This window comes from Pseudophaeobacter sp. C1-32P7 (assembly GCF_041008775.1).
Classification (GTDB): domain Bacteria; phylum Pseudomonadota; class Alphaproteobacteria; order Rhodobacterales; family Rhodobacteraceae; genus Phycobacter; species Phycobacter gallaeciensis_A.
Genome location: NZ_JAXGFR010000010.1, coordinates 123,320 through 143,870, shown reverse-complemented (window position 1 = coordinate 143,870; position 20,551 = coordinate 123,320). Strand labels below are relative to the sequence as shown.

16 protein-coding genes, 1 tRNA gene and 2 pseudogenes are annotated in these 20,551 nt (G+C 59.8%); 5 read left to right on the top strand and 14 right to left on the bottom strand.

All coding sequences use genetic code 11. From position 1 onward, the window contains the following. Nucleotides 1-112 precede the first annotated feature (112 nt). The 3 genes and pseudogenes from SM763_RS15465 to SM763_RS15455 all read right to left on the bottom strand — a co-directional run. Nucleotides 113-376 (bottom strand): hypothetical protein, encoded by a 264-nt coding sequence (locus tag SM763_RS15465; RefSeq protein WP_065271174.1) that lies wholly within the window; start codon nt 374-376, stop codon nt 113-115. Nucleotides 377-609: 233 nt separating this feature from the next. Then, on the bottom strand, nt 610-1,203 hold the full coding sequence (locus SM763_RS15460; protein ID WP_197492340.1) for a helix-turn-helix transcriptional regulator: 594 nt from the start codon (nt 1,201-1,203) through the stop codon (nt 610-612). Nucleotides 1,204-1,544: 341 nt separating this feature from the next. Beyond that, nucleotides 1,545-1,769, bottom strand: a pseudogene (locus SM763_RS15455) (IS3 family transposase); the annotation flags it as partial. Nucleotides 1,770-1,881: 112 nt separating this feature from the next. On the opposite strand from SM763_RS15455, the gene SM763_RS15450 reads away from it, so the two are divergent. Further along, the gene (locus SM763_RS15450) at nt 1,882-2,043 is read left to right on the top strand and encodes a hypothetical protein (RefSeq protein WP_274834793.1); all 162 of its coding nucleotides are present in this window, start codon (nt 1,882-1,884) and stop codon (nt 2,041-2,043) included. 137 nt (nt 2,044-2,180) lie between these two features. Here the strand turns inward: SM763_RS15450 and SM763_RS15445 are convergent, their stop codons facing one another. The 10 genes and pseudogenes from SM763_RS15445 to SM763_RS15400 all read right to left on the bottom strand — a co-directional run. Next, nucleotides 2,181-3,479: an O-antigen ligase family protein gene (locus tag SM763_RS15445; RefSeq protein WP_368999083.1), complete on the bottom strand. Its 1,299-nt coding sequence runs from the start codon at nt 3,477-3,479 to the stop codon at nt 2,181-2,183. Between the two features lie 91 nt (nt 3,480-3,570). Beyond that, nucleotides 3,571-5,079, bottom strand: a complete 1,509-nt coding sequence (locus SM763_RS15440) for a GumC family protein (protein ID WP_368999082.1) — start codon at nt 5,077-5,079, stop codon at nt 3,571-3,573. Then, the gene (locus SM763_RS15435; RefSeq protein WP_368999081.1) at nt 5,076-6,344 is read right to left on the bottom strand and encodes a polysaccharide biosynthesis/export family protein; all 1,269 of its coding nucleotides are present in this window, start codon (nt 6,342-6,344) and stop codon (nt 5,076-5,078) included. Before SM763_RS15435 ends, SM763_RS15440 begins: the two co-directional genes overlap by 4 nt. Further along, nucleotides 6,344-7,885: a nucleoside/nucleotide kinase family protein gene (locus SM763_RS15430; RefSeq protein WP_368999080.1), complete on the bottom strand. Its 1,542-nt coding sequence runs from the start codon at nt 7,883-7,885 to the stop codon at nt 6,344-6,346. Before SM763_RS15430 ends, SM763_RS15435 begins: the two co-directional genes overlap by 1 nt. Further along, nucleotides 7,885-9,402, bottom strand: a complete 1,518-nt coding sequence (locus tag SM763_RS15425) for a lipopolysaccharide biosynthesis protein (protein ID WP_368999079.1) — start codon at nt 9,400-9,402, stop codon at nt 7,885-7,887. The genes SM763_RS15430 and SM763_RS15425 overlap by 1 nt, the downstream gene beginning before the upstream one ends. A gap of 90 nt (nt 9,403-9,492) precedes the next feature. Further along, nucleotides 9,493-11,727, bottom strand: a complete 2,235-nt coding sequence (locus tag SM763_RS15420) for a DNRLRE domain-containing protein (protein ID WP_368999078.1) — start codon at nt 11,725-11,727, stop codon at nt 9,493-9,495. Nucleotides 11,728-11,911: 184 nt separating this feature from the next. Next, nucleotides 11,912-12,733, bottom strand: a complete 822-nt coding sequence (locus tag SM763_RS15415) for an AAA family ATPase (RefSeq protein ID WP_368999077.1) — start codon at nt 12,731-12,733, stop codon at nt 11,912-11,914. Then, entirely contained in the window at nt 12,730-13,896 is a 1,167-nt protein-coding gene (locus SM763_RS15410) for a glycosyltransferase (protein ID WP_368999076.1), read from the bottom strand. Before SM763_RS15410 ends, SM763_RS15415 begins: the two co-directional genes overlap by 4 nt. Before the next feature lie 40 nt (nt 13,897-13,936). Further along, on the bottom strand, nt 13,937-14,656 hold the full coding sequence (locus SM763_RS15405; protein WP_368999075.1) for a sugar transferase: 720 nt from the start codon (nt 14,654-14,656) through the stop codon (nt 13,937-13,939). A gap of 550 nt (nt 14,657-15,206) precedes the next feature. Next, a pseudogene (locus tag SM763_RS15400) lies at nt 15,207-15,586 on the bottom strand (transposase); the annotation flags it as partial. A gap of 597 nt (nt 15,587-16,183) precedes the next feature. Here SM763_RS15400 and SM763_RS15395 point away from each other — a divergent pair. Together SM763_RS15395 and SM763_RS15390 are read left to right on the top strand one after the other, a co-directional pair. Beyond that, on the top strand, nt 16,184-17,707 hold the full coding sequence (locus tag SM763_RS15395; protein WP_368999074.1) for a fasciclin domain-containing protein: 1,524 nt from the start codon (nt 16,184-16,186) through the stop codon (nt 17,705-17,707). A 92-nt stretch (nt 17,708-17,799) separates the two neighbouring features. Then, on the top strand, nt 17,800-18,126 hold the full coding sequence (locus SM763_RS15390) for a hypothetical protein (protein WP_368999073.1): 327 nt from the start codon (nt 17,800-17,802) through the stop codon (nt 18,124-18,126). 51 nt (nt 18,127-18,177) lie between these two features. Here the strand turns inward: SM763_RS15390 and SM763_RS15385 are convergent. Further along, nucleotides 18,178-18,263: transfer RNA gene (locus SM763_RS15385), tRNA-Leu, on the bottom strand. A gap of 336 nt (nt 18,264-18,599) precedes the next feature. Between SM763_RS15385 and SM763_RS15380 the strand changes: the two genes are divergently transcribed. Further along, nucleotides 18,600-19,370 carry a helix-turn-helix transcriptional regulator gene (locus SM763_RS15380; RefSeq protein ID WP_368999072.1) on the top strand — a complete coding sequence of 257 codons (771 nt, stop codon included), beginning with the start codon at nt 18,600-18,602 and terminating at the stop codon, nt 19,368-19,370. Between the two features lie 118 nt (nt 19,371-19,488). Further along, a complete protein-coding gene (locus tag SM763_RS15375; RefSeq protein WP_368999071.1) occupies nt 19,489-20,550 on the top strand; it encodes an ABC transporter ATP-binding protein in 1,062 nt (353 codons plus the stop codon). Nucleotide 20,551: the final 1 nt, after the last annotated feature.

Genomic DNA, 20,551 nt, shown 5'->3' with positions numbered 1-20,551 from the left:
ACGCAGGGTGGGCGCGCTGCATGGAGCAACGGGAGCGGCAGAAGGCAACCCAGCCGCCGGATACAGCAAGAGCCCCAAAGGGGCTCTTGTTCAAAAGGCTCAAACGTAAATGTCAGCTGGGTTGGCCCACATTGCACTGATCACCGACTTCGGTACCTGGAGTTTTGCCGTTGCCAAACGGATCGTTGTTGGGACCCGGGTCTTTGGCTGTGGTCCGGAAAACGGATCCTGGCGGAACGCACAAAGCTTTACGGCCATTGGTTTTGGTTCCGTCAGGATAGGCGTTTGCATTGGGTTGGCCGCCGGTATCTGCAAATGCCATGCTTGAGGTGCCAAGTGCCAGTGCCCCGGCCGCAATAAGTGTGACAAGTTTCATGATAACCTCCCAGTTTTGTGAATACAGGCTGCAAGATTTGCATAATTCCGGGAGTCCAACATCGCTCACCCGAGTGAGTATCCGCGGCATTTTTCTAACCCGAATGGGGTATGCGTTCTCGTCAGACGCAGGCCGCGGTAGCCGCCGCAGTATCTGACTGGCAGGCACATCTGGGTTTCAAGGCTAGAGTTTACTGCTCTGCTTGGCCAAATTATTCGCGCGATCCGACGGCGTTAGTAATCGGCATGGGCTAACAATGCCACCAGTTCTGCCTGTCGGTGGGTGTTGGTTTTCTGGAAGATAGAGCGTAGATGGCTGCGTGCAGTCCAAATCGATATATTCAGCTGTTTGGACGCTGCTCTCAGGCTTGCCCCCGCTGCAAGCCGGATTGTGACCGAGGCTTCGGCAGGCGTCAGGTGATACTCCTGCTGCAGGAACTCTTTGAAATAGTCAGAGGCGTGTGCGACTTCCCGGATATAGAGCAACGCATGCGCCCCATTTAGCTGTTCTCGCAACTGAATGGGCACCGGCACAGCATCAATGTACAGGACGCGGCCCGTCTCTGTTTCCAGCTTGACCGGGGGCGGCAAAGGGGTACTCCCCTGCTCACCGAAATCCAGGGAGGCTTGAACAAGCCGCGAGAGTTTCGCTTTCTGGTGTGGGTCACAGAGATGGATATTCCGCCAATTCAGCATCACTTGCCACAGCGGCTCTTCGGCGCAAGCCTCATCGAATGACACGGCGTCACCATTTTCATTCAGAAAAATGATACAGTGGCTTTTGTCACCCAAAAGCGTAATCCACTGGGATAACGAAATAAAACTCATGTCGCATGTCCCAAGCCTGGAGTGTTTCATCCAGCTCGACCCAGCCTCCTCTCGAGAGTGCAATCTGGTTTTTACCCACTGCTCACAGTGTGATTGCATCAGGCCAGCCAGTATCCGCTACCGCCTGCGATTGGAGGCGGACGAGAAACGAGGGGGCCGAGATGTATTGTGATACCTTAACGATAAATCAAGCCGCGATTCGTGTAAACTGACCCAGCTTTCTGCCAAGTTTCCCTATGGCGGCGCGAGTGGCGGACCCAAGGGGACCGGGCAGCAGGGGCGGGGCCGGAGCCGCCAGAGACATGTCGGCTGCGACCTTTGCTACTCGACGAGCTACCCATACGCTTCTTCAGAAGACGCAGCTCCGGTGCCTGCTCGGCAACGACCTCTTCCAGATCACCCGCCTCCCTTCGCAGATCCGTGGTCTCACTCTACATCGCCGCCCGCGCCGCGTTGCCCGCCAGGCGTTTCTTCACAGCCTCGAGGAATTCATTGCACCAACTGTAATAGAGGCTCAGAGCAGTGCCCTCCGGGCGGCACATTTCAGCAATGCTGCGTGTAGACCTGTCGCGTTTCTGCGCCGCCCCAAGTGCTCGTTTTCCTCTCTGGACCTGTCGCGGACTGTGCCACTCCTTTGGGTGTCGGAACGTGGGGAGAATTCTACAATCGGATAGGTTGATGCCCGGCATCTTCCGCCGCGCGCGGAAGATTGATGAAACCGAGAAACGTGCGAAGATTGTTGACCGGATGATGGAACAGGGCCGGAAGCTGTTCGGTCGTTCAGATTTGCCCCAGAAGGTCGAACAGGAGGCGCTCGATATTGAGAGAGCGCGGGAATGATAGAAAACTTCCGTTCCCCACAGGCCTGGATTTTACGCCCCCGAAACCTCGTGGCCTGCTCCCGGTACAGGGACAACTGTAGGAAAGTTCAAGCTGACCGGCGCGCCAGGCTGATCAGGCGAAGAATCCGGCGGTGCTCAGTCGTTTTCGAAGAGCTTCTGAAGCGTAGGCTCGGTACTCGATCCGCTTTCAGGGAACCTCCCAAGATCATCTTGCGACGATGAGCCTGTAAGTCGGCGTGCAGCGAAAGCGAGGTAGGTGAAGAGCCAGAAATAGGGGCTTGTCGAGGGGCCGAATGAATCGCTCGACATGTTCGCCGCGATATAGACTAGGGTGCTGAGCGACAATCCGATGCAGATCATCCGGGCCGATGTCGTGCCCCGTGTCGCGCGTAGCATTCCGACGATTGACCACAGGCAGAGGGTCACCACCGCGCCGATCATGATCGCGACGCTCAGCAAGCCCGGCGCGCCAAGGGTGCGCATGTAGTCCAGAAACAGGTTGTGACTGTGGGAAACGTCGGCTTGACGGTAAAAAATATCGATGCGCTGGCTCGCTCCTTGGCCGAGGAACGGATCGGCGAGAAACTGGTCGATACTGTAGCGCCACAGGAACCCCCGGGTCATCAGGGATTCCAGCTCTTCCTGACTGTAGAGGAACTGGGACAGAAGCCCCAATGCACGCGGGTTGAGAACGTTGAGCGCGAGAATGCCAAGCCCCGTCATCACAAGGGTGAGGACAAGGTATAGAGCCATCATGCCGATCCGTCTGACGCCGGAATATGCAACGATGGCATAGGCCAAGAGCATCGTCAGGATCGACGCCCAGGCCAGCATCAGATTGGTCTTGGAACCCGACGCCAGCAACCCAAGCAATATCAGGAACAGGCAGAGTATCCGGAACGGGCGCCGCCGCCGCACGGACAGAAGCAGCGCCATGAGGGCCGGGATCGTGGTGGAGATCGCCATGCCGAACTGATTTGGGTTCTTAAACATCCCTGCGGCGCGGTCGGTTCCTTTGAAAACCATCTGGTGCAGCGGTGCGATGTCATAAGCGATCAGGCTCAACAGCGCGGTCGCCGCCAGCGCAGCTGCAATGATGTCAATGTAACGCAGGATTTGCTGCCGGGTGACCGTGCTACGGACAAGGAGATAGATTGCGAAACCGGAAACGAGGGTGGACAGATAACGGCTCGCCCGTAAGGGTTGGGCGGCCCCGAAGGTCGACAGCAGCGACCAGACGATGAGAAACCCGGCACAGGCAAGAACAATCGCGATGGTGCGCGTGGCCGCGACATCGAACGGCGTGCGCCGGGCCCGGGCGGCCTCGAACCAGACCGGTAGCCCGACCAGCATAACCCCAAGGGCCAGCGGCGCCCCGGCGGGAAGGCTGACAAGCGCCGGGGCGGCAAGCAGCGCGACATAAAGATACGCCACATAGGCAGGGAGAGGGGCTGCGCTCGATCGGCGCGCCAGTGCGAGGGGCCGCCCTGCCGGAAAGGGCCCTGCGCCGCTGCCTGACGGCCAATCAGACCCGCGCACGTTCATTGCGCTTCCATTCGGAAATCCCCGCGAGCCCCACTCCCACGAAAATACTCAGGGTAAGAGAGATCGCCAGCACCACCATCTGGTTCGGCGAACTGGGCAGGGTTGGAGCTACGGCATCGGCGACGATGCGCAGGTCGGAATGACTCTGCGGGGCGTAGCGGGTGGTCTCGAGCTGGCTCAGGTATTCCTGATAGGCGCCGTCATAAAATATTTTGTCACGCCGCGCCGCCTGAAGCGCGGACCAGGTCTCGCTTGCGACATAGGCGTTCAGCTGACTGATCTGGTCGCTGACGCTTTCCTGTTCGGCCACCGTGGTTTCAAGCTCCACTTCAATCGCGCTGGCGGCGAGGCGAACCTCCTGTCTGAGACTGGCTTCGAGTGTCTTGATGCTGTCGGTGATGGCAGACACGGATTGCGGCTGGGAGCCGGGCTGCTGCTGAATCCCGGCAAGCCGGTCCCTGGCTTGTGCGAGCTCGGTAAGCAGCTGTCGGCTAGCCGGGCTGTCAAGGGTGATGACCGATGTATCGCCCGTGCGTTCGTAGGCCGCGATCAGCGACAGCTTGGTCTTCAGCGCTGCCGCCTTGGCCTCGAGCATCGAGAGTTGCTGGCGCAGGGCGAAGGTTTGCTGTTGGATCTGCTGTGGGTCGGCGGCCACCCTGCCGGTTCCGCGCAGGAGAGACCGGACATTGCCGTCGGCCTCGGCCGCCTTCTGCCGCGCGCGTGCCGCAAGGGTTTCCAGCTGGGCGATCCGTTGCACCTTTGCCTCTTCGTCGCGGGCTAGTGCCCCGGCCAGGTGGGCGCGCGCAAACGCATTGGCGATATCCGCCGAAAGCGCCGACGAGACCGAGCTGTAACGCAGTTCGATGAGCCGCGTATTCCCCTTGCGAGAGACACTCAGACCCTTCCTGACCTTGCCGATTACCATCGGCATCGGATCAGCGGGTTCGTCTGGGCTGGCGCGTCCGGCCCATTGCCTCAGCGTGTCGACCACCGCCGCAAGGGTGCTGGCCTCAGGTGCGAATTCCGGCAGAGTAGCAAGATCGAGTTCGCGGATCACGGCAGCGGTGGTTTCGTCTGAGCGGATCAGTTCGGCGTTGGTGTCGAGGTCGATCGCCGTTCCCAATTCGGAGCGCAGATCGCCCCCGGTGACGGACCCGAGATAGAGCGAAACACGCGCTGCATACATCGGCGTGGAGAAGACGATAATCGCCAGTGCCAGAAAAATACCGGCAGCGAGGCAGATCAACAGTGTCTTCGCTTGCCGTCGAACCGCCGCCAGAAAGGATGCGATGGTCGGCGGAGTTGCCTGCCATTCGAATTCGAGAGGATCGTCTGGTAAGTCGGAGCCATCCATTGCTTCCCTGCCTTCAGTTTCTTGTTCTCCGTCCCCGCGCACCCTTCGCACCAGCCTGATGAAAGATTCGGCTGTGGGCGCCTCGTAGAGCCAGTAGTTGTCGAGCGGATCTTCGGTTTGTTGTGACCCTTTCATTGCGTTTCTATCCCCTGCTTTCCGGGCTCCACGGCCATGCCGGGGGGCAGGACGTGAAGTTCGACGATATCCCCTGGCATCAGGGCCATCGCAGGCTTGGTCTGAGCCCGGGCGAGCGTCACGCCGTTTCGGGTCACCGTGGCCGTTGGTTTGATCCCGTAAAGCTGCCGCAGCGGGTCTCCGGCACTTGCCGTCAGGGTCGCCAGGTTGGCCTGCCGCTGTTGGGCGCGGGCCACGGCTTCGCCTAGGTCCTTCCAGGCGGTGATGCGCGCATCGCTGTCGATGGCGTTGATTTCAGCTGAGAGCTTTGCCGCCTCGGCGCGGGCTTCTTCCAGGGTGACGTCGATCTGCAACGCCCGGCTCGCCGTGACCAGAGCGGCGCGGCGCACCTCGGAAACGCGCGACATCGGCGCCAGCCCCTTTTCCTGCAGCGCGCGGATGTCTTCGAGATCCTTCTCGTCCATCGCCGCGCCGTTGTCCTCGTTCTGCTTTTGCTCACTCAGAACGCCGATGCGCTTGCGAACCCTTTCGATTTCGTCCTGCAGGTGTTGTTTCTGCGTCTCGATGGCCACGCGGGTTTCTTCGAGGATAGACCGCTCGACGTTGACGATGCTGTCGATCGCGGGGATATGGGCCACAAAGATGCGTTGGTAATCCTGAGGCGTGTCGGTCCTGAGGAAGGTTTTCAGGCGCCATATCCGGGCGTATTCATTGGCCAGCGCGGTCACGGCGGCCGCAATTTCGTCGCTGGAGGCCGGTCGCTGGGTATCGCGTGGCGGTCCGCTGCTTGCCAGCGTCATCACGTGGTGCAGGGTCATGCCGCCGCGGAACGGGATTTCATGCGCGCCACCGGCATCTCCCGAGACATAGATCGGCCGGTAAGAAGCCACAGTGACAAGAACCTGATTGGTTTCGATGATCTGGGGCAACCCGCCACCGGGAGCGACCCGTCGGGTCAGGCTCATCTCGGCATAGGCCTCGGCGGTCTTGCGGCGGACGTCGTCAAGCGTTCCCCCGCCTACAGCGATCGGTCCCACCAGCGGGAACCAGGCCGCGCCACTCATTTCGATCGGCACGTCGACATTCAGTTCCGGCGCCCCCACGACAAGCAGACGCAGCACGTCACCCGGGGCCAGCCGATAGTCATCGGCCGCGATCGGGAGTGCCGTCAGCAACAGCGCCATGAGGGAGAGGACAGCTGCAAGCCATGTTCGGGTCTGGGGCTGCGACCGTGTTTCGGCAGGGCGGTTTGGTGCGGTATGCATCACAGGACCTTCCAGATCACGCGGCGGACGGATCGCACAACTTCGTCAAGAGGCTGGTCGGCGTCGATTTCCGCCACCAGCGTTTCGTCGGGAAAACGAAGGGCGCGGACCACTTCGATCCGGTTTTCGATTTCCTCAGCGCTCATCTCGGGGCGACGGGACAATGCCACCTCGGGCGAGGCGATGAGCTTGATCACGACGTCAGGTGGGTAAAGCCGGGCGTCAGCATAGGCGCGGGCTTCCCACCGTGCCAGCGCCTGGGCGAGGCGGGAAGACGAGCTTGCAAAGCGGCCAAGCAGGCAGCCATCGTTGAAGCCTTGGAACTGGTCTTGCGGGTAGCGATCGCAGATGACCACCAGACCACGGTTCCGGGCGCGGATCATCCGCCGCAGCTTCGCGCGTTTCTCAAGGCTGAGGCTGAGCGCCCAGGGGATCAGCGCGACGGCCCTGAGACGCCCGCGCAAACCGCTGCGGCGCTGGCTTGGCGTGCGGCTCGCGGTGCGCCGGTCGACAAGGCCCCGGGCAATCTGCAGTGGCAGTCGCAGCAGCGAACCGGGACCGTCACCGCTTCCGAAATAGATTGGAACCACGTCGAGTTTCTGTCCAAGCCAGGACATCGTGTCGGCGCGCATCGTCGACTTGCCCGCTCCGTCGGAGCCGAGAAAGGCGACAACGATACCGCCCCGTGGCGATGTGCGGCGCAGCGGGATCGACCAGTGAAACCGCCTGCGGCTCAATCCGCCGAGAATCCAGAAGACCTCCCGCACCTTCATGAACAGCGCCGCCGAGATGCCGCCGTAGGTCCGGTGCGGGCGCAGTGCGGCGCGCACCACCCTGGCAAAGGCCGCACGGTCGGAGTGTCGGGCACCTTCTGCGAGGATACGGCGCAGCGGCGCTTCGGTCTTTGGTCCGATCATACTGGCCGCGAGCGAGACAACCGCATCGGCTTCGGTGCGCTCGACCAGCCAGGCGAATTCGCGTTCGAAATCATCGTTCCCGCCTTTGACACGGAGCCATGCGGCAACGGTTGTTCTGATCCGTCGCTTGAGGGCGTCGCGGACGAGAAGCAGCAAAAGCTCCATTTCGGGGGCGGTGACATAGGCGCCGTAAGTGGGGTCAAACCCGCGCGTCGCGAGGGCCTGCGCTTCCCACGGTAGGCGGTAGCCCTTGAGGTGCTTCTGGCCAAGCGTGAGACGGTGATGCAGATGAAGGTGAACCAGCGTTCCGGTCGCGTCGTCAACGGCAAGATAATCCTCGACCGCCGGATAGGCGGTGAGCGCGGTCGCCTGGAACCGGCGGAAACCGCTTTCGGCGAGAATGCGCTGCAAATCGTCGCTGCGCCACTGTTCGACCAGAACGTCCAAATCCGTAAGGCCCCGCATCCCGGCATCGAGGTGTTCATTGCTTTTCCAGTGGCAGTACTGCAGGTCGGCAGCATGCAGGCGGTCAAAAAGCTGCTGAACCACGGCGAGGCCGATTTCGGGTACGGGCGCGCCGCCCCAGGTCGCGCGTTGCAGCAGGTTTTCACGATCATCTTTCATCACGATACCCGCCTTTGAAGCAGTGCGATGCCGCGCCGCATGCGCATGGGGCCAACATTGGCGAGGGCGAGCAGCAGGCGCTCTCGATCCGGCCCGAGAAAGAGCTGCGGGCGCATCCAGATCAGAAGCGGTACCAGCAGCGCGGCAACCAAGACCGTGCCGCCGACGACCGGAACCGATCCCGCGCCGGAGCCCCGCAGGCCGGTTGCGATGGTGAAGCTGCTCCCGCCGAGGATCAACGCGAGAAGCGCGCCAGGCAGATGCGCCTGTCCGAAGGTTCGCCAGCTCATGGCGGACAGGCGCAGGCTAAGCTGCGCCATCATCAGGAAATTGAGGGCGAGGGCGCATAGGACACCGATCGCCACGCCGACCAGCCCCCAATGCTGCCCGGACAATGCACCGACAAAGACGGCCATGGCGAACACTCCCTGACGCCAGGCGCGGGCATATACGGCGCCGGTGGCGCGCACGATGGAGTCGCTGATCTTGGAACTGGTGCGGAACAGCATCCCGAGGGCAAGGAAGCGCAGCGGCACCGCCGCGCTCGCCCAGTTCGGCCCCAACAGGATGTGCACGATTTCGGGGGCGAGGATGGCAATGACGACACCCGCAGGCAGCATCACCGTCGCACAGGCGAAAATACCGCCACGGTAGGCTCGGGCCAGACGTTCGGGCTGGCTCTGGACGCTGGCCATGGTCGGGAACAGCACCCGGTCGAGAGCCTGCCCCACCAAGATCGCGGGCGCGGCCATAAGTTGATAGGCATGACCGTAGAGCCCAAGAGCCACCGGCCCAAGCCAGCGCCCGACGACCATGTTGTCGGCCTGGGACGCGAAGTAGTTACAAAACTTGGCGATGGTGAAGCCCGTGCCGAAATAGAGAAGCTCACCGACGGCACGCGATTCCAGCATGAGCCGGTTTTCATGCGGTTGGCCGAAAAGCAGTATCAGTGTCCGGGCGATATTCTGCGTCAGGTAGGCGCCGACCAGCGCATAGACTCCGAAGTCCATCAGCGTGAGTACCGGTGCCACCACGATGAAGCCGAGCCCGAAAGCCCCCGCCTCGACCAGTGCGAGCCAGCGAAAGCGGAAGGTGCGAAGGGCTAGCGCCTCAGCCACCGTCGCGAGGCCGCGTAGTGGGAAACCGAGTGCCATGATCCGCACCACTCCCGCCAGTTCGGGCATCTGGAAGAAACTGGCGATCGCATCCGCCAGGAGATAGGCGACCAGCCCCACGACCAGCCCCATCGCCACCGACAGCGTGAACCCTGTGCGGATATGTCGGGGCTCAAGCGCGGGGCGCTGAACGATGGCTGGGCTGACCCCGAGTTCGGAAATGATCGCGCAGAAGCCGCCGACGACCATCGCCGCCGCGAAGAGGCCGAACTGTTCAGGCGCCAGCAGCCGCGCCAGGAAAATGATCGCGACCACCTGCAACAGCGCCCGCGCGCCGACCGCCAGCGAGGTCCAGCCGAAGCCGGAAATCGTCGTTTCGGTGAGTTTTCGTCCGCCCGTCATCGCGTCACTCTCCGGAAACACGGGGGATATCGGCTTTGGTGCCAGTTACCCTTTGGCCAGTCACCCGCTGGTCCTTCTCCCGTTGACCCGTCATGCAATGGCCCAATCGTTGTGCAGGTTGATTTCAAACAGGCGCCCGTCCGGTTCCTGGTCGTAGCCGTAATCGACGGCATAAAGCGACATCTTGTCCCCGTCATTCGGGTCGCTGCTCGGCGCGAGTTCGAGCCCCTTCAGCTTTGGCTTGCCGCCAGTGATCGGGCTTCTGTAATCGTTCAGCAGGTCGGTCGAGGCGAGAATGTTGCACTGGCGATCAACTTCAAAGATGGTGCCGCGCGTGCTGCCGCTTGAGATATAGAAGACATCCTGCGCGGCATCGTAGGCCAAACCCTCGGTATCTTCGATTTCGCTGGGCAGAACGGTCCGTTCGATCAAGTCGCCGGTTGCGGACAGTTCGACAAGTTCCCGGTTCGCCCCGTTGAGCAAAAAGATGTGGCCCGTTGCAGGATTGATCACCGGATCTTCGGCGTCTTGGATGTCGAGCGCGCCCACGTCGATTTGACCGAGCAGGACCGTCGGGTCGTTTGGATCGGTGATAAAGATTTTGTTGGCGTCGTCGTCGGTGATGTAAAGAAGGCTGTTGAATGGATTATAGGCCACTCCCGTCGGCTCATCGGTGTAGCTGATCAGGGAGAAGGCATCGACATATGTCCCGTCCAGCCGCGTCGCGAACAGGTTCACGGGGCTGTAATACGGGCTTTCGTTATGCTCGGAATCCACTATGAACAGCAGGTCGAGTTCGGGCACATAGGCAATGCCGGAAGGATCACCTGATCCATAGCCCGAGGGGTCGCCTGGGAAATAGTCGGTCGTGTTATGGATTGCGACGACGGCGGGGGAAAGGGGCTGCACCACGGCGTCGTTGTCGATCACCGAAACCGAAACGCTGGACGTCCTGCCATCATAGGCGGTGTCGGGGCTTGAGGTCGTCAGGATCAGGGTGAAATTCTCTGTCCCTTCGGTAATCGTGTCGTCGATCGCGCTGAGCTGGATCGTTTGCGATGTCTGCCAGTTTTCGGAGGTGAAGGTCAGGGTTTGGGGCGTGAACCCGATATCGTCCGGACCCGAGGTCGAGACTGTGATCGTCACGTCCGCAGTTGGCGCAGTTTGCAGCGAAACGGACAGGCTGTCTCCTTCTCCGTCCTCGGTGACGATCGTCGATCCATCGCTTTCGGTGACCGTGATGCCCGGCACCGGATCGGTCGGGATAGAGTAGGTCACCGACAGGGTCGGGGCGGTGCCGCTCTCGGATGATCCGAAGCGCAGACCGTTGTCGCCGCCGACAGTCATCAGCCAGCCGTTGTTGGCCAGCCCATCAGACCACGCTTGCAGACTCTGCGTCACATCAATCAGCTCGGTCCCCTTATTGAGACGGCTGAGCGCAACATCGGGGGTCGAAAATGCCTCCACGTCATCCGTCTGAATGCCGTTGCCGAAACCGTTCCAGGTCATTTCCGGCTGGCTGGTCCAATCCCCCGCCATGAGGTGGAACGCCACCGAATCCCTGGTGCCGTTGGACAGCACAAGCGTCAGGGTCGCCGAGGTGATCGTCGCGCCAAGTGGAATCTGCCCCGGCCCGTTTCCGAAGATCTCCGAGAACCGGATGAGCCCCTGCATCTCGCCGCCTGCCTTGTCGGCGCCATCGACATAGACAACAGGCTTGGTGTCATAGCTTCTGTCCGCGCGGCTTTCCCGGATGTAGGTGTCGATCGTCCCCAAATATCCCCCGACATTCTGCTGGAAGCTGGTTGTCACCTCTGCGGCATTCTCAGCCGCAGGAACATAAGCCGCGGCGGCTTGTTCGATCATCGTATAGGTTGGGGAAACGTCATCCTCATGCAATTGGACGCTCCGGTCGGTGCCGCCATTGCCGCCGAACAGCCAGCCGAAACTCTCAATGCCATAAGACCAGCTTTGCAGGCTCCGCATCACCTCAATGACACCGGTGCCGGAGAAAAGACCGCCGGAGGAGCGGTGCGCGCTGCTGTTATCCGTCAGACTGCAAGCGCCGGTGGTGTCCCAGTTCCAGTTTGCCAGGCCGGTCCAAATAGAGGAAATTATCGGTCCGAACGGGATTTGGTCTTCACCGTCCCCGAATGCATTCGAGAAGTTGACGAAGCCCAGTGTTTCGCCCGGAAAATTGTGGAAACCGTCGACGTAGACATCGGGGGTGGAATCATAACGGTCATCCGACGCATTTTTCCAAATAAATGCGTCTATCGGGTCATCAAAGTCATATAGATATTTCTGATTTGCAGTTGTCGACATTTTTTCACCTATTTAACAAGCAACATTTCCCCGAAACCAAAAGCAAACGTAAAAGGCTATACAATTGCAATGTTTCCGAGAATCTGAGAAGGATTTTGCATCAGGGCGCTTTTCGAGAGCCCGATGAATGGGGTTTTTGGGGTCAAGGGATGAGGAATTGTGCGTCGTGTTGCGCCAATTATTGTTATGCATGCAGCCCCCTTTCTTCCATGCGCCGACGTGGCACCCGTCGGGTCCCGTCTGCCAGCAATTGCGTCACGATCTGGTGCGCTGTCTCGTCTGGCCTTGCGGTGCCGTCGACGGTGATGATCCGGGGCGAGATGCCGCGCGCGTGGCCGACTGCCTTTAGGGTGTTGAGAAGAGACCGGCGCAGGAATTCCGCTCTCTCCCACGTGCGTTCGGCGTCGGTGGCGTCTCGGACTTGCAGCCGCGAATGCTTGGAGTGCCGGGCAGCAAGGCGGTCGGCGCAAATCGTTGCTGGGGTTGCGACCGATACGTAGATCCGGCTGTTGGTGACCGCACTAGATAACCCGTCACCCATCAGCGACTGGGGGTCGCCATTCAGGGCGCGCAGTTGGACCGACCAGAGCGCTTGCAGCAACCCCTGGTCGAGGACCGCGCTCATGCCGTGGCGTTCGAGCCGAGCATAGAACGCCATGATCGTGGCAACAGTGGAGACGGCGCGGAGCTTGTCTCGCAAATGCGGCTGCTGGATCGCCAGAGTCTGTCTTACCGCGTTGCGGCTGCCGCCGTCATGACCAAGGTTGGATAGGATCAAACGCAGCTTCGCGGCCGCACGGGTTGTTTTGCCTGCTTCGTCCCTGAAAAAATCGGGGGCGAAGATCAGGTCAGGGTGTATGCGTGCCAGTGCCGCGTGAACTTCGCGCGCAACAGTCGTCTTTCCCGACCCGGGCAGGCCGAAAAACTCGATCTTCAGCCCGCGCATCAGCCCGTGTCCCGGCGCGGTGGCAATCCTTGATCGCTGCGAGTGAGGCAACTGGTTCATGCCGGGGCCTCCCTGAGCAGGCTGCGCGGCAGCAGCTCTTCGTAAATTTCAAGCGTCCGCCTCGCCATGAAATCCGCATCCCAACGGTCCAGCGGCGTGGCGCGGGCTTCGGCAGCCATCGCCGCCCGCCGCTCGGGAGACGAGACAAGCTGTCCGAGCCTTTCACGGAAACCCTCCCAGTCTTCCTGGGGGACAATGAAACCGTTCACGCCATGGGTAATGATCTCTTCGATGCCGGGCAGATCGAACAGGACAACCGGCCGCCCCACTGTCAGGGTTTGCAGCACCGTTCGCGGCAATCCTTCGCGCTCGGCGGTGTGGATGCAGAGATCGGCCATGGCGATGATCCGTTCGGGATCGGTGCGGTATCCAAGCAGCGTGACCTGGGTTTCAAGGTCGAGGTCCCTGATCGTGTCCTCAATCGCTGACCGAAGATGCCCATCCCCTGCAAAGACGAGGTGCAGCTCCGGTAACTGTTTGAGAAAAATTGCGATTTCCCGCAGGAGTTCGAGGTGCCGTTTGCGCGGTTCAAGCACGGCAAGCATGGCGATGACGACCGGGCGAGGGGCGTCTGAGCCGAGTCCGAGAAGATCGCGCCAGCCCTCTGGTGGCACGGCCTGCCGAAACCGCGAGAGCTCGAATCCGGAGGGGACGACAAAGTGCTGTCGGCTTGCGCCGACTTTGTGGTCTTGGCAGGCGCGCCGCATCCCCTCGCTGACATGGATAAAGCCATCGGTCATCCGCGCCGTGGCCCGTTCGAGCCCGAGATAGACGGCCTTTTGGGCTGGTCCGACGCCGAGAAATGGCAGGATATGAACGCCATGCACGACAAGCGGAACACCGGCCGATGTTGCGGCGAACCGGCCGATGATGCCGGCCTTTGACTGATGCGTATGCACCACGTCGGGCTGGATTTCCCTCAGCAGACGACGGATTTCGAGGAAAGCGGCCGGGTCCTGAACCGGGCTGAGATTTCGTACCAGGTTGGGTACCGCTACAAGCTCCGCTCCCGGGGCAAGCGCCCGTGCGAATTCGGGCAGGACGTCACGGCCATGCATAAGGATCACCTCATGCCCGGCCGCGACATGGCGGGCGGCTGTCAGCAGCGTGTTTTCCTCGGATCCGGCGCGAAGAAGGCGGGTAAGGATATGGACGATCTTCATTCCATCGCCCCGCTCTTGTGTGTCTTAAGCGTTTTCAAGGTCAGGCCCCCGTCATCCGGAGAGCCGCCGGCAAGGTCATGAACAGGATCCTGAGATCCTCAAGAAGCGACAGGTTTTTAGAATAGAGATGGTCGAGTTCGACCCGTTCTTCGTAGCTGATATCGTTCCGACCCGAAATCTGCCACAAGCCAGTCATGCCGGGACGTACGCTCATGTAGCTGTCGATGACATGCCGGTAGAGCGGCAGTTCATCCTTGGTCACAGGGCGTGGCCCGACGAGGCTCATATCCCCGCGAATGACGTTCCAGATCTGCGGCAGCTCGTCGAGGCTCGTCTTCCGCAATATCCGGCCCAAGCGCGTGATCCGCGGGTCTTTGCGCAGTTTGAAATCCCTGTTCCATTCGGCTGCTGCTGCCGGATCTTCGCGCAAAAGCTTCTTAAGGCGGGCCTCCGAGTCAGCGACCATTGTGCGAATTTTGAAGCATGGGAAGGCGCGGCCATTCTTGCCGACGCGGCGGTGTGAGTAGATCGGCTTGCTTCCATCGATGGCGACGAAGGCCGCCAGAATCAGGATGAGGGGCAGAGCTAGTGGCAGGAGCAGGAAAGCGCCGACGATGTCGAAGCACCTTTTGCCCCACAGCGCATAGAGATGGGTCGGCGTCGTTCGACCGAGTTTTCCGATAGGATTGGTGCCTACGGCGGGGGCATAACTCGTATTCGAATAGCTGAAATAGTTCTTGTCTTTGGGTACGCGAAACATAATACATCTCCCCTTGGCGAGGAATTGTACTTCCAACGCCAACTAAAAGCGTTCAACGCCAAATAAAGGCGTTCCCGCGATACGCGAAGTGTCGCATGCATTTTAGATTTGGAGTGATTGCAGTCGGATCCGAAGATTGATCCGTAATCTCTTATTGTACTTTTTAATTCACCGTAAACGCTCGGCAAAAGAAGGGCCGAGATAGTTTCTTCGATTTACGGGATTGCGCCTGTATTATTATTATACGGAAAGGCTCAAGCAAATTAGTGAGCCCCGCAATCCTCCGTAGAATTAGTCACAGTTTCTAAACGGTGACAGACTTCCCAGAATGAGTCAATCATTTAGTCATAAATTTGACACATATCTGACATATTCCTGTCGCAATCTATTTGAGTGGGATGTCCGGGTAAGGATATGTGGGTGCAAACCGAAGCATAGACGTGCGCAAGGAGTGTCAAGGGGGAGACATCGTGATCGGTGCGTGTCGAGCGTCCCGCTGACAGCCACTGATTGAGCCGATTGGACGGGGTTCAGGATGCATTGAGTTGCAGAAGTATGTGACGGTTGCGGCCAGGGCGATTGGCGAGAAAAAGACATTCGGGCAACGGTCATAGTTATTTGTGACACGCCGCCAGTCCTTCAGTCTTCCGAACGTGATCTCTATGTGGTTGCGCTGTTTGTCGCGGTGCTTTTCGTATCTTGCTGTAGTCTGTTGTTGCTTCTTGCCTAGGGGGCAGGTGCGGATCCCATTATCTTGCAACGCTTCTCTGAATCAATCGGCGTTGTGCCCGCGATCACCAAGACGCCAATCCAAATTTGATGAGCCCGGCACGCTGTCACGAACAGGTTCAGTGGGCGTCTTTTGCTGCCGCAAACTGCGTGCAGTTTCGTGTTCGTGTCGCCCTTGGTGCGTCTGATCAGGCGGCCACGCCTCTTGTTGTTTCGACGCCTAGATATCCGCTTTGAACCAATCTGAGGCTTATCCATGACATTGATCCAGAGGAACAGCCATATAGGCGACAATTTAGTCTGGCCGTGTGTGAGCGGCGGCAAGGAGCGGAAAGCGGTCAGTGCTCAGATGGGCAGGAAACGCATGGCGCCTTGTTTGCAGAAATTCCGTAAGGCGCAATGCCAATAGGATGATTCTCAGATCGAAGCTTCGACGTGCTGCCAGATCGTCGGCTACGTTTGATGATCACGTTTTGTTGATCGAATTGATCCGCTCACCGAGAGTGGCCGTAACCAAGGGTGCATAACCAAAGCGGACACGTTTTGCCGAAACTGCTTATCTCGTGGCACTATCACCGCAATGGCTACCGCCTTGACCGAAGTCGCCCAAGAGTGCTCGGAGCCGAGGGGGCGTGGCCTTGCAGACTGCGAGTGTCACCACCGCCGACATCAGGACTGGAAAGGCGTCATAAGCGAGATCGAAGAGGCGCTCCCGCCGAAGTTAGCGATAACGAGCTCTAGGGCTGACAGGAGGCATGCTGGCCTTCTGTGCGTCTGAGTAAATGGGAGAGAGAGACCATGACCACCATTGCAGGAATCGCATCAAGCGATACGACCTTCAGCATTCTTGTCTCAGTGATCGAGTTCATCGATGCTGAGAAAGGGACTGCCTATATCGACACCCTCAACAACGCGGCTGCAGACCTCACCGTGTTCGCGCCGACGAATGCGGCCTTTGGTCAACTGGCCACAGATCTTGGCTTCGCAGGGGATGCGGCCGACACCCTCGCGGTGACTGAATTCCTTACCACGCTGGGTGCGGACACGCTTGAGGCCGTGGTGACCTACCATGTTTCGGTTGGGACACAGTCCTCCGGTGATATTGCAGCGGCCGGATCCGTGACGACGTTGCAGGGCGGCATTATCGATGCCTCCGAATTGCCGACGCTGGGCGACAACGAACCGGATCTGATTGATCCCTCGCTGATTGCGACGGACATCATGGCGGACAATGGCGTGGTGCATGTGATCGACAGGGTGCTCTTGCCTATTGATTTGCCCGACAATGATGCCCCGACCGTTACCGGTCTCGTGCTCGAAACGAGTGGTGCGGAGGGCTTTGACGGCAACGGCGCAGACTTCGACATTCTGCGCGATTCCGTGATTGCCGCCGATCTTGCAGGGGTTCTGGACGATGACACACAGGATTTCACAGTGTTCGCGCCGACCGACTCGGCGTTTGTCGGTCTGTCCCAGACCCTCGGGTATGAGGGAAGTGACGAAGCAGGCGCTTTCGGCCATTTGGTCGATGCGTTGCGCCTGCTGAACGAAGGCAATGACCCCATCGAGCTGTTGTCCACCGTTCTGACCTACCACGTAGCGGGCCAGAGCCTGCAAGCTAGCCAGGTGATTGCCACTGGAGAGGTGGAGACGCTGCAAGGCGGGACACTTACGCTCGACGGCCTCAGTCTTGTCGATGCCGATCCGGATCTTTCGAACCCCAACCTGATCTCGACCGATCTTCAGGCTTCTAACGGTGTCGTTCACGTCCTAGACGGCGTTCTTCTGCCTGTCGACCTGTTGCCAACTGATGGGGCGAACGACGTTGACTTCGTGATTGCTGATGATGGACGCGATTTTTTGCGCACGGGGCGGGACAATGACCTGATCGATGCAAAGGGCGGCAAGGACGTCGTTTTTGCCGGGGCGGGTGACGATCTGGTGTTGGCGGGTGCGCAGCGCGATAAGGTTTTCGGTGGCAGCGGCAACGATACGTTGAAGGGCGAAGCTGGCAGCGACTTCATAAAGGGCGGCCGGGGGAATGACCTGATCGACGGAGGAAAGGGCAATGATTATCTCTTTGGCGGCCGGGGAGCGGACACCTTCGTCTTCGCAGAGAACGACGGTCACGACCTGATTGTTGGTTTCCGCTCAGGCAAGGACAAGATCGACCTCAGCGCGTATGGCTTCGAAAGCTTCGATGAGATCGAAGGTGCCATCAGCGAGCGGGGTTTCCGTACCGAGATTGACCTCGATGACACGGAGATTACGCTCCTCGGCCTTCGCGGGCATTCGCTGGACGAAGGCGATTTTATACTCTGACAGGGCAAGACACCCATGGTCCCCGCCCGGATGCCTATCCGGGCGGGGGATGTAGCGGTTCTGGATGTCCGGGCTGTTCAGCGGCTTTGTTGATGGCATGGATGCCGCCTCACGGCGGCATCACAATGTGCCAAGGTGATATTGGCGAAAGACATCGCGGAAGGAGAGACCTTCCTGGGCCATGGTACAGAACAGCGCGACCGGTGCTGTCTGAAACCGCCACCTTGGAAGAGAAGCTTGCCCATCAAGCTGCTCCAGAGGTGGAATTCGACGAAATGTTCAAACCTTCCATGGATTTATTGGCAAGCCTTTGGAAGATTTTGGAAAAAGGTTTTTGCGAACTCAAGAGAATGGCATTGCGAATGGCCTTTACAGACCCCATCAGTGTATCACGCGAAATCGGACTTCGAACTGCATAACCACCATGCCGTTCAAGAAGTTACGTTTTCTGTCTACCTCCGAAAGTCAAATGGTGCGGGCGGTGGGACTCGAACCCACACGGGCATACGCCCTTCAGATTTTAAGTCTGATATGTCTACCATTCCATCACGCCCGCATCCGGCGCCGAGTGTGAAGCGGGCTTTTGGGGCCTGAACAGAGCGACCCCCAGACCAACCTCAAACAGCGCGTTTCAACACCATGTTTCGTATGCAGATTTTCACGCATGTACAAGCGTTTTTGGGACCGCATTGCGCACGGAAGTGCGCCGGAACGCGGCATCGATCTGTTTTTATGCGCGCATTCCCGGCACCGCACTGGCTGCGCCCGGTGCAGTGGCCGAAGGTCTCATCGTCAGTGTGGACGGGGCGCCCTATAACAGGGCAGACTACGCTGGGAGTGGCTGTAAAACGCTGCCCGGATAAACCTGCCACAAAGAGCCAGATCGGTTGAGATGACCCAATCCGCAGCCACGTCCGATGAACTTGCCAGCGCGATCCGGTCCATCGGAACGCCGGATTTCCTGCCCGCGTTGTTGGATTTCATGCGCACAGCAACGCCGTTTCGCGGGGCCTTTGTCAGTCGGCTCAGCCCCAGCAGGCTGCCCGAGCATATTTATGACAATGTGCGGCAGGAGCGGCGCTCGATCGTGGTGGACCGCTGGCTGGACCGGGCCTGGCTGCTGGATCCCTTTGTGGTGAGTTATATCAGCGGCAAATATGATCCGGTCATGGTGCTGGATCATGTGGCGCCGGACCGGTTTTCCCAGACCGATTATTTCAGCATCTATTACCGATCCGTGCGATTGAAAGACGAGATGGCAGTGTTTGTCACCCTGCCGGAGAGCACCCTGTTTCTGTCCCTCGGGCGGCTGACGGGGGAGATGCGGTTTTCCAAGCGGGATCTGGCACGGCTGCGCAATATACATCCGGTGATCTCCGCCTTGTGCGAGCAGCATTTTCACCGGCGTCCGCAGAGCAGCGACGAGGCGGCGGGCGGCAGCGTCAGCCTTGAGAGCATGATCGAGCAGGTCTGCGAAGGATTGACCTGCCGCGAAATCGAGATCGTACAGCATCTGCTGCGCGGGCATTCCAGCCAGTCGATTGCGTTGCTGCTGGATCTTTCACCCGCAACGGTGAAGGTGCACCGCAAGAACATCTACCGAAAATTGGGGATTTCCTCGCAATCGGCTTTGTTTTCGATCTTTCTGCAATCGGTGACCTGACGTGTGGCTACCCCTTTGGGGGTAGGGCCGACACCCCCTCCTGGAGGTATTTCCCCATTGCCCTTGGGGCTTTAGTCTGACCGGACAGACTGCCAACAGGAACGTGCCGGAACAGATTATGATCAACGTGAAAGAAGTGACAAAACGGTTCGGCATCGGCGCCTCTGCTGTGACGGCGCTTGAAACCGTGTCGCTGGATGTGCCAGAGGGCAGCTTTTTCACCCTGCTGGGGCCGTCGGGCTGCGGCAAGACCACGCTGCTGCGGCTGATTGCCGGGTTTGAGCTGCCCAGCGAGGGCGCGATCGCACTGGATGGGCAGGAGATCGGCCATCTGCCGCCGCACAAGCGTCCGGTGAACACCGTGTTCCAGAATTACGCCTTGTTTCCGCATATGACTGTGGCCCGCAATATCGGGTTCGGGTTGGAAATGCTGAACCGCCCGAAGGCGGAAATCGCCGCCGCCATCGATGATATGCTGAATCTGGTGCAGATGGATGAATTCGCATCGCGCCGCGTTGATCAGCTGTCTGGCGGGCAGCAGCAGCGGGTGGCGCTGGCGCGCGCGCTCGCGCCGCGTCCCAAGGTGCTGCTGCTGGATGAGCCGCTGTCGGCGCTGGATCTAAAGTTGCGCAAGGGCATGCAAAGCGAGCTGAAACGCCTGCAAAGCGAAACCGGCATCACCTTTGTCTTTGTCACCCATGATCAGGGCGAAGCGCTGGCGATGTCCGATCAGATCGCGGTCATGTCCGCAGGCCGCGTGCAGCAGGTGGGCACCCCGCAGCAGATCTACACCGCGCCGCAAAGCCGGTTCGTCGCGGATTTCATCGGCGACACCAATATCGTGGCGGCGGACCTCCTTGGCTATGACGGGGCGCAGGCGCGGATCAGTTTTTTCGGCGGGGAGCCTGTACTTGCCAATGCGGCCAGCGACGGCTTGCCTCCTGGGGTAGTCTATGTGGCGCTGCGCCCCGAAACCCTTACCGTTTGCGCGGCGTCCAATGCGGCGGCTGTGCTGCGCGGAACCGTGCTCGACAGCAGTTATTTCGGAGCCGGTTCGCAAATGCGGGTGCGGCTTCAGAACGGCACCGAGATTCAGGTGCAGGTGGCAGAGCCCAGCCCGGCGGGCAGCGAGATCGGGCTGATCCCGGAGACCTCCATGCTGCATGTGCTGGCAGACTGAT

What these genes read in the sequence shown, in the direction of transcription:
- SM763_RS15465 (WP_065271174.1), bottom strand. Translation starts at nt 376, where the DNA reads ATGAAACTTGTCACACTTATTGCGGCCGGGGCACTGGCACTTGGCACC.
- SM763_RS15460 (WP_197492340.1), bottom strand. Translation starts at nt 1,203, where the DNA reads ATGAGTTTTATTTCGTTATCCCAGTGGATTACGCTTTTGGGTGACAAA.
- SM763_RS15450 (WP_274834793.1), top strand. Translation starts at nt 1,882, where the DNA reads ATGCCCGGCATCTTCCGCCGCGCGCGGAAGATTGATGAAACCGAGAAA.
- SM763_RS15440 (WP_368999082.1), bottom strand. Translation starts at nt 5,079, where the DNA reads ATGAAAGGGTCACAACAAACCGAAGATCCGCTCGACAACTACTGGCTC.
- SM763_RS15435 (WP_368999081.1), bottom strand. Translation starts at nt 6,344, where the DNA reads ATGCATACCGCACCAAACCGCCCTGCCGAAACACGGTCGCAGCCCCAG.
- SM763_RS15430 (WP_368999080.1), bottom strand. Translation starts at nt 7,885, where the DNA reads ATGAAAGATGATCGTGAAAACCTGCTGCAACGCGCGACCTGGGGCGGC.
- SM763_RS15425 (WP_368999079.1), bottom strand. Translation starts at nt 9,402, where the DNA reads ATGACGGGCGGACGAAAACTCACCGAAACGACGATTTCCGGCTTCGGC.
- SM763_RS15420 (WP_368999078.1), bottom strand. Translation starts at nt 11,727, where the DNA reads ATGTCGACAACTGCAAATCAGAAATATCTATATGACTTTGATGACCCG.
- SM763_RS15415 (WP_368999077.1), bottom strand. Translation starts at nt 12,733, where the DNA reads ATGAACCAGTTGCCTCACTCGCAGCGATCAAGGATTGCCACCGCGCCG.
- SM763_RS15410 (WP_368999076.1), bottom strand. Translation starts at nt 13,896, where the DNA reads ATGAAGATCGTCCATATCCTTACCCGCCTTCTTCGCGCCGGATCCGAG.
- SM763_RS15405 (WP_368999075.1), bottom strand. Translation starts at nt 14,656, where the DNA reads ATGTTTCGCGTACCCAAAGACAAGAACTATTTCAGCTATTCGAATACG.
- SM763_RS15395 (WP_368999074.1), top strand. Translation starts at nt 16,184, where the DNA reads ATGACCACCATTGCAGGAATCGCATCAAGCGATACGACCTTCAGCATT.
- SM763_RS15390 (WP_368999073.1), top strand. Translation starts at nt 17,800, where the DNA reads ATGGCATGGATGCCGCCTCACGGCGGCATCACAATGTGCCAAGGTGAT.
- SM763_RS15380 (WP_368999072.1), top strand. Translation starts at nt 18,600, where the DNA reads ATGACCCAATCCGCAGCCACGTCCGATGAACTTGCCAGCGCGATCCGG.
- SM763_RS15375 (WP_368999071.1), top strand. Translation starts at nt 19,489, where the DNA reads ATGATCAACGTGAAAGAAGTGACAAAACGGTTCGGCATCGGCGCCTCT.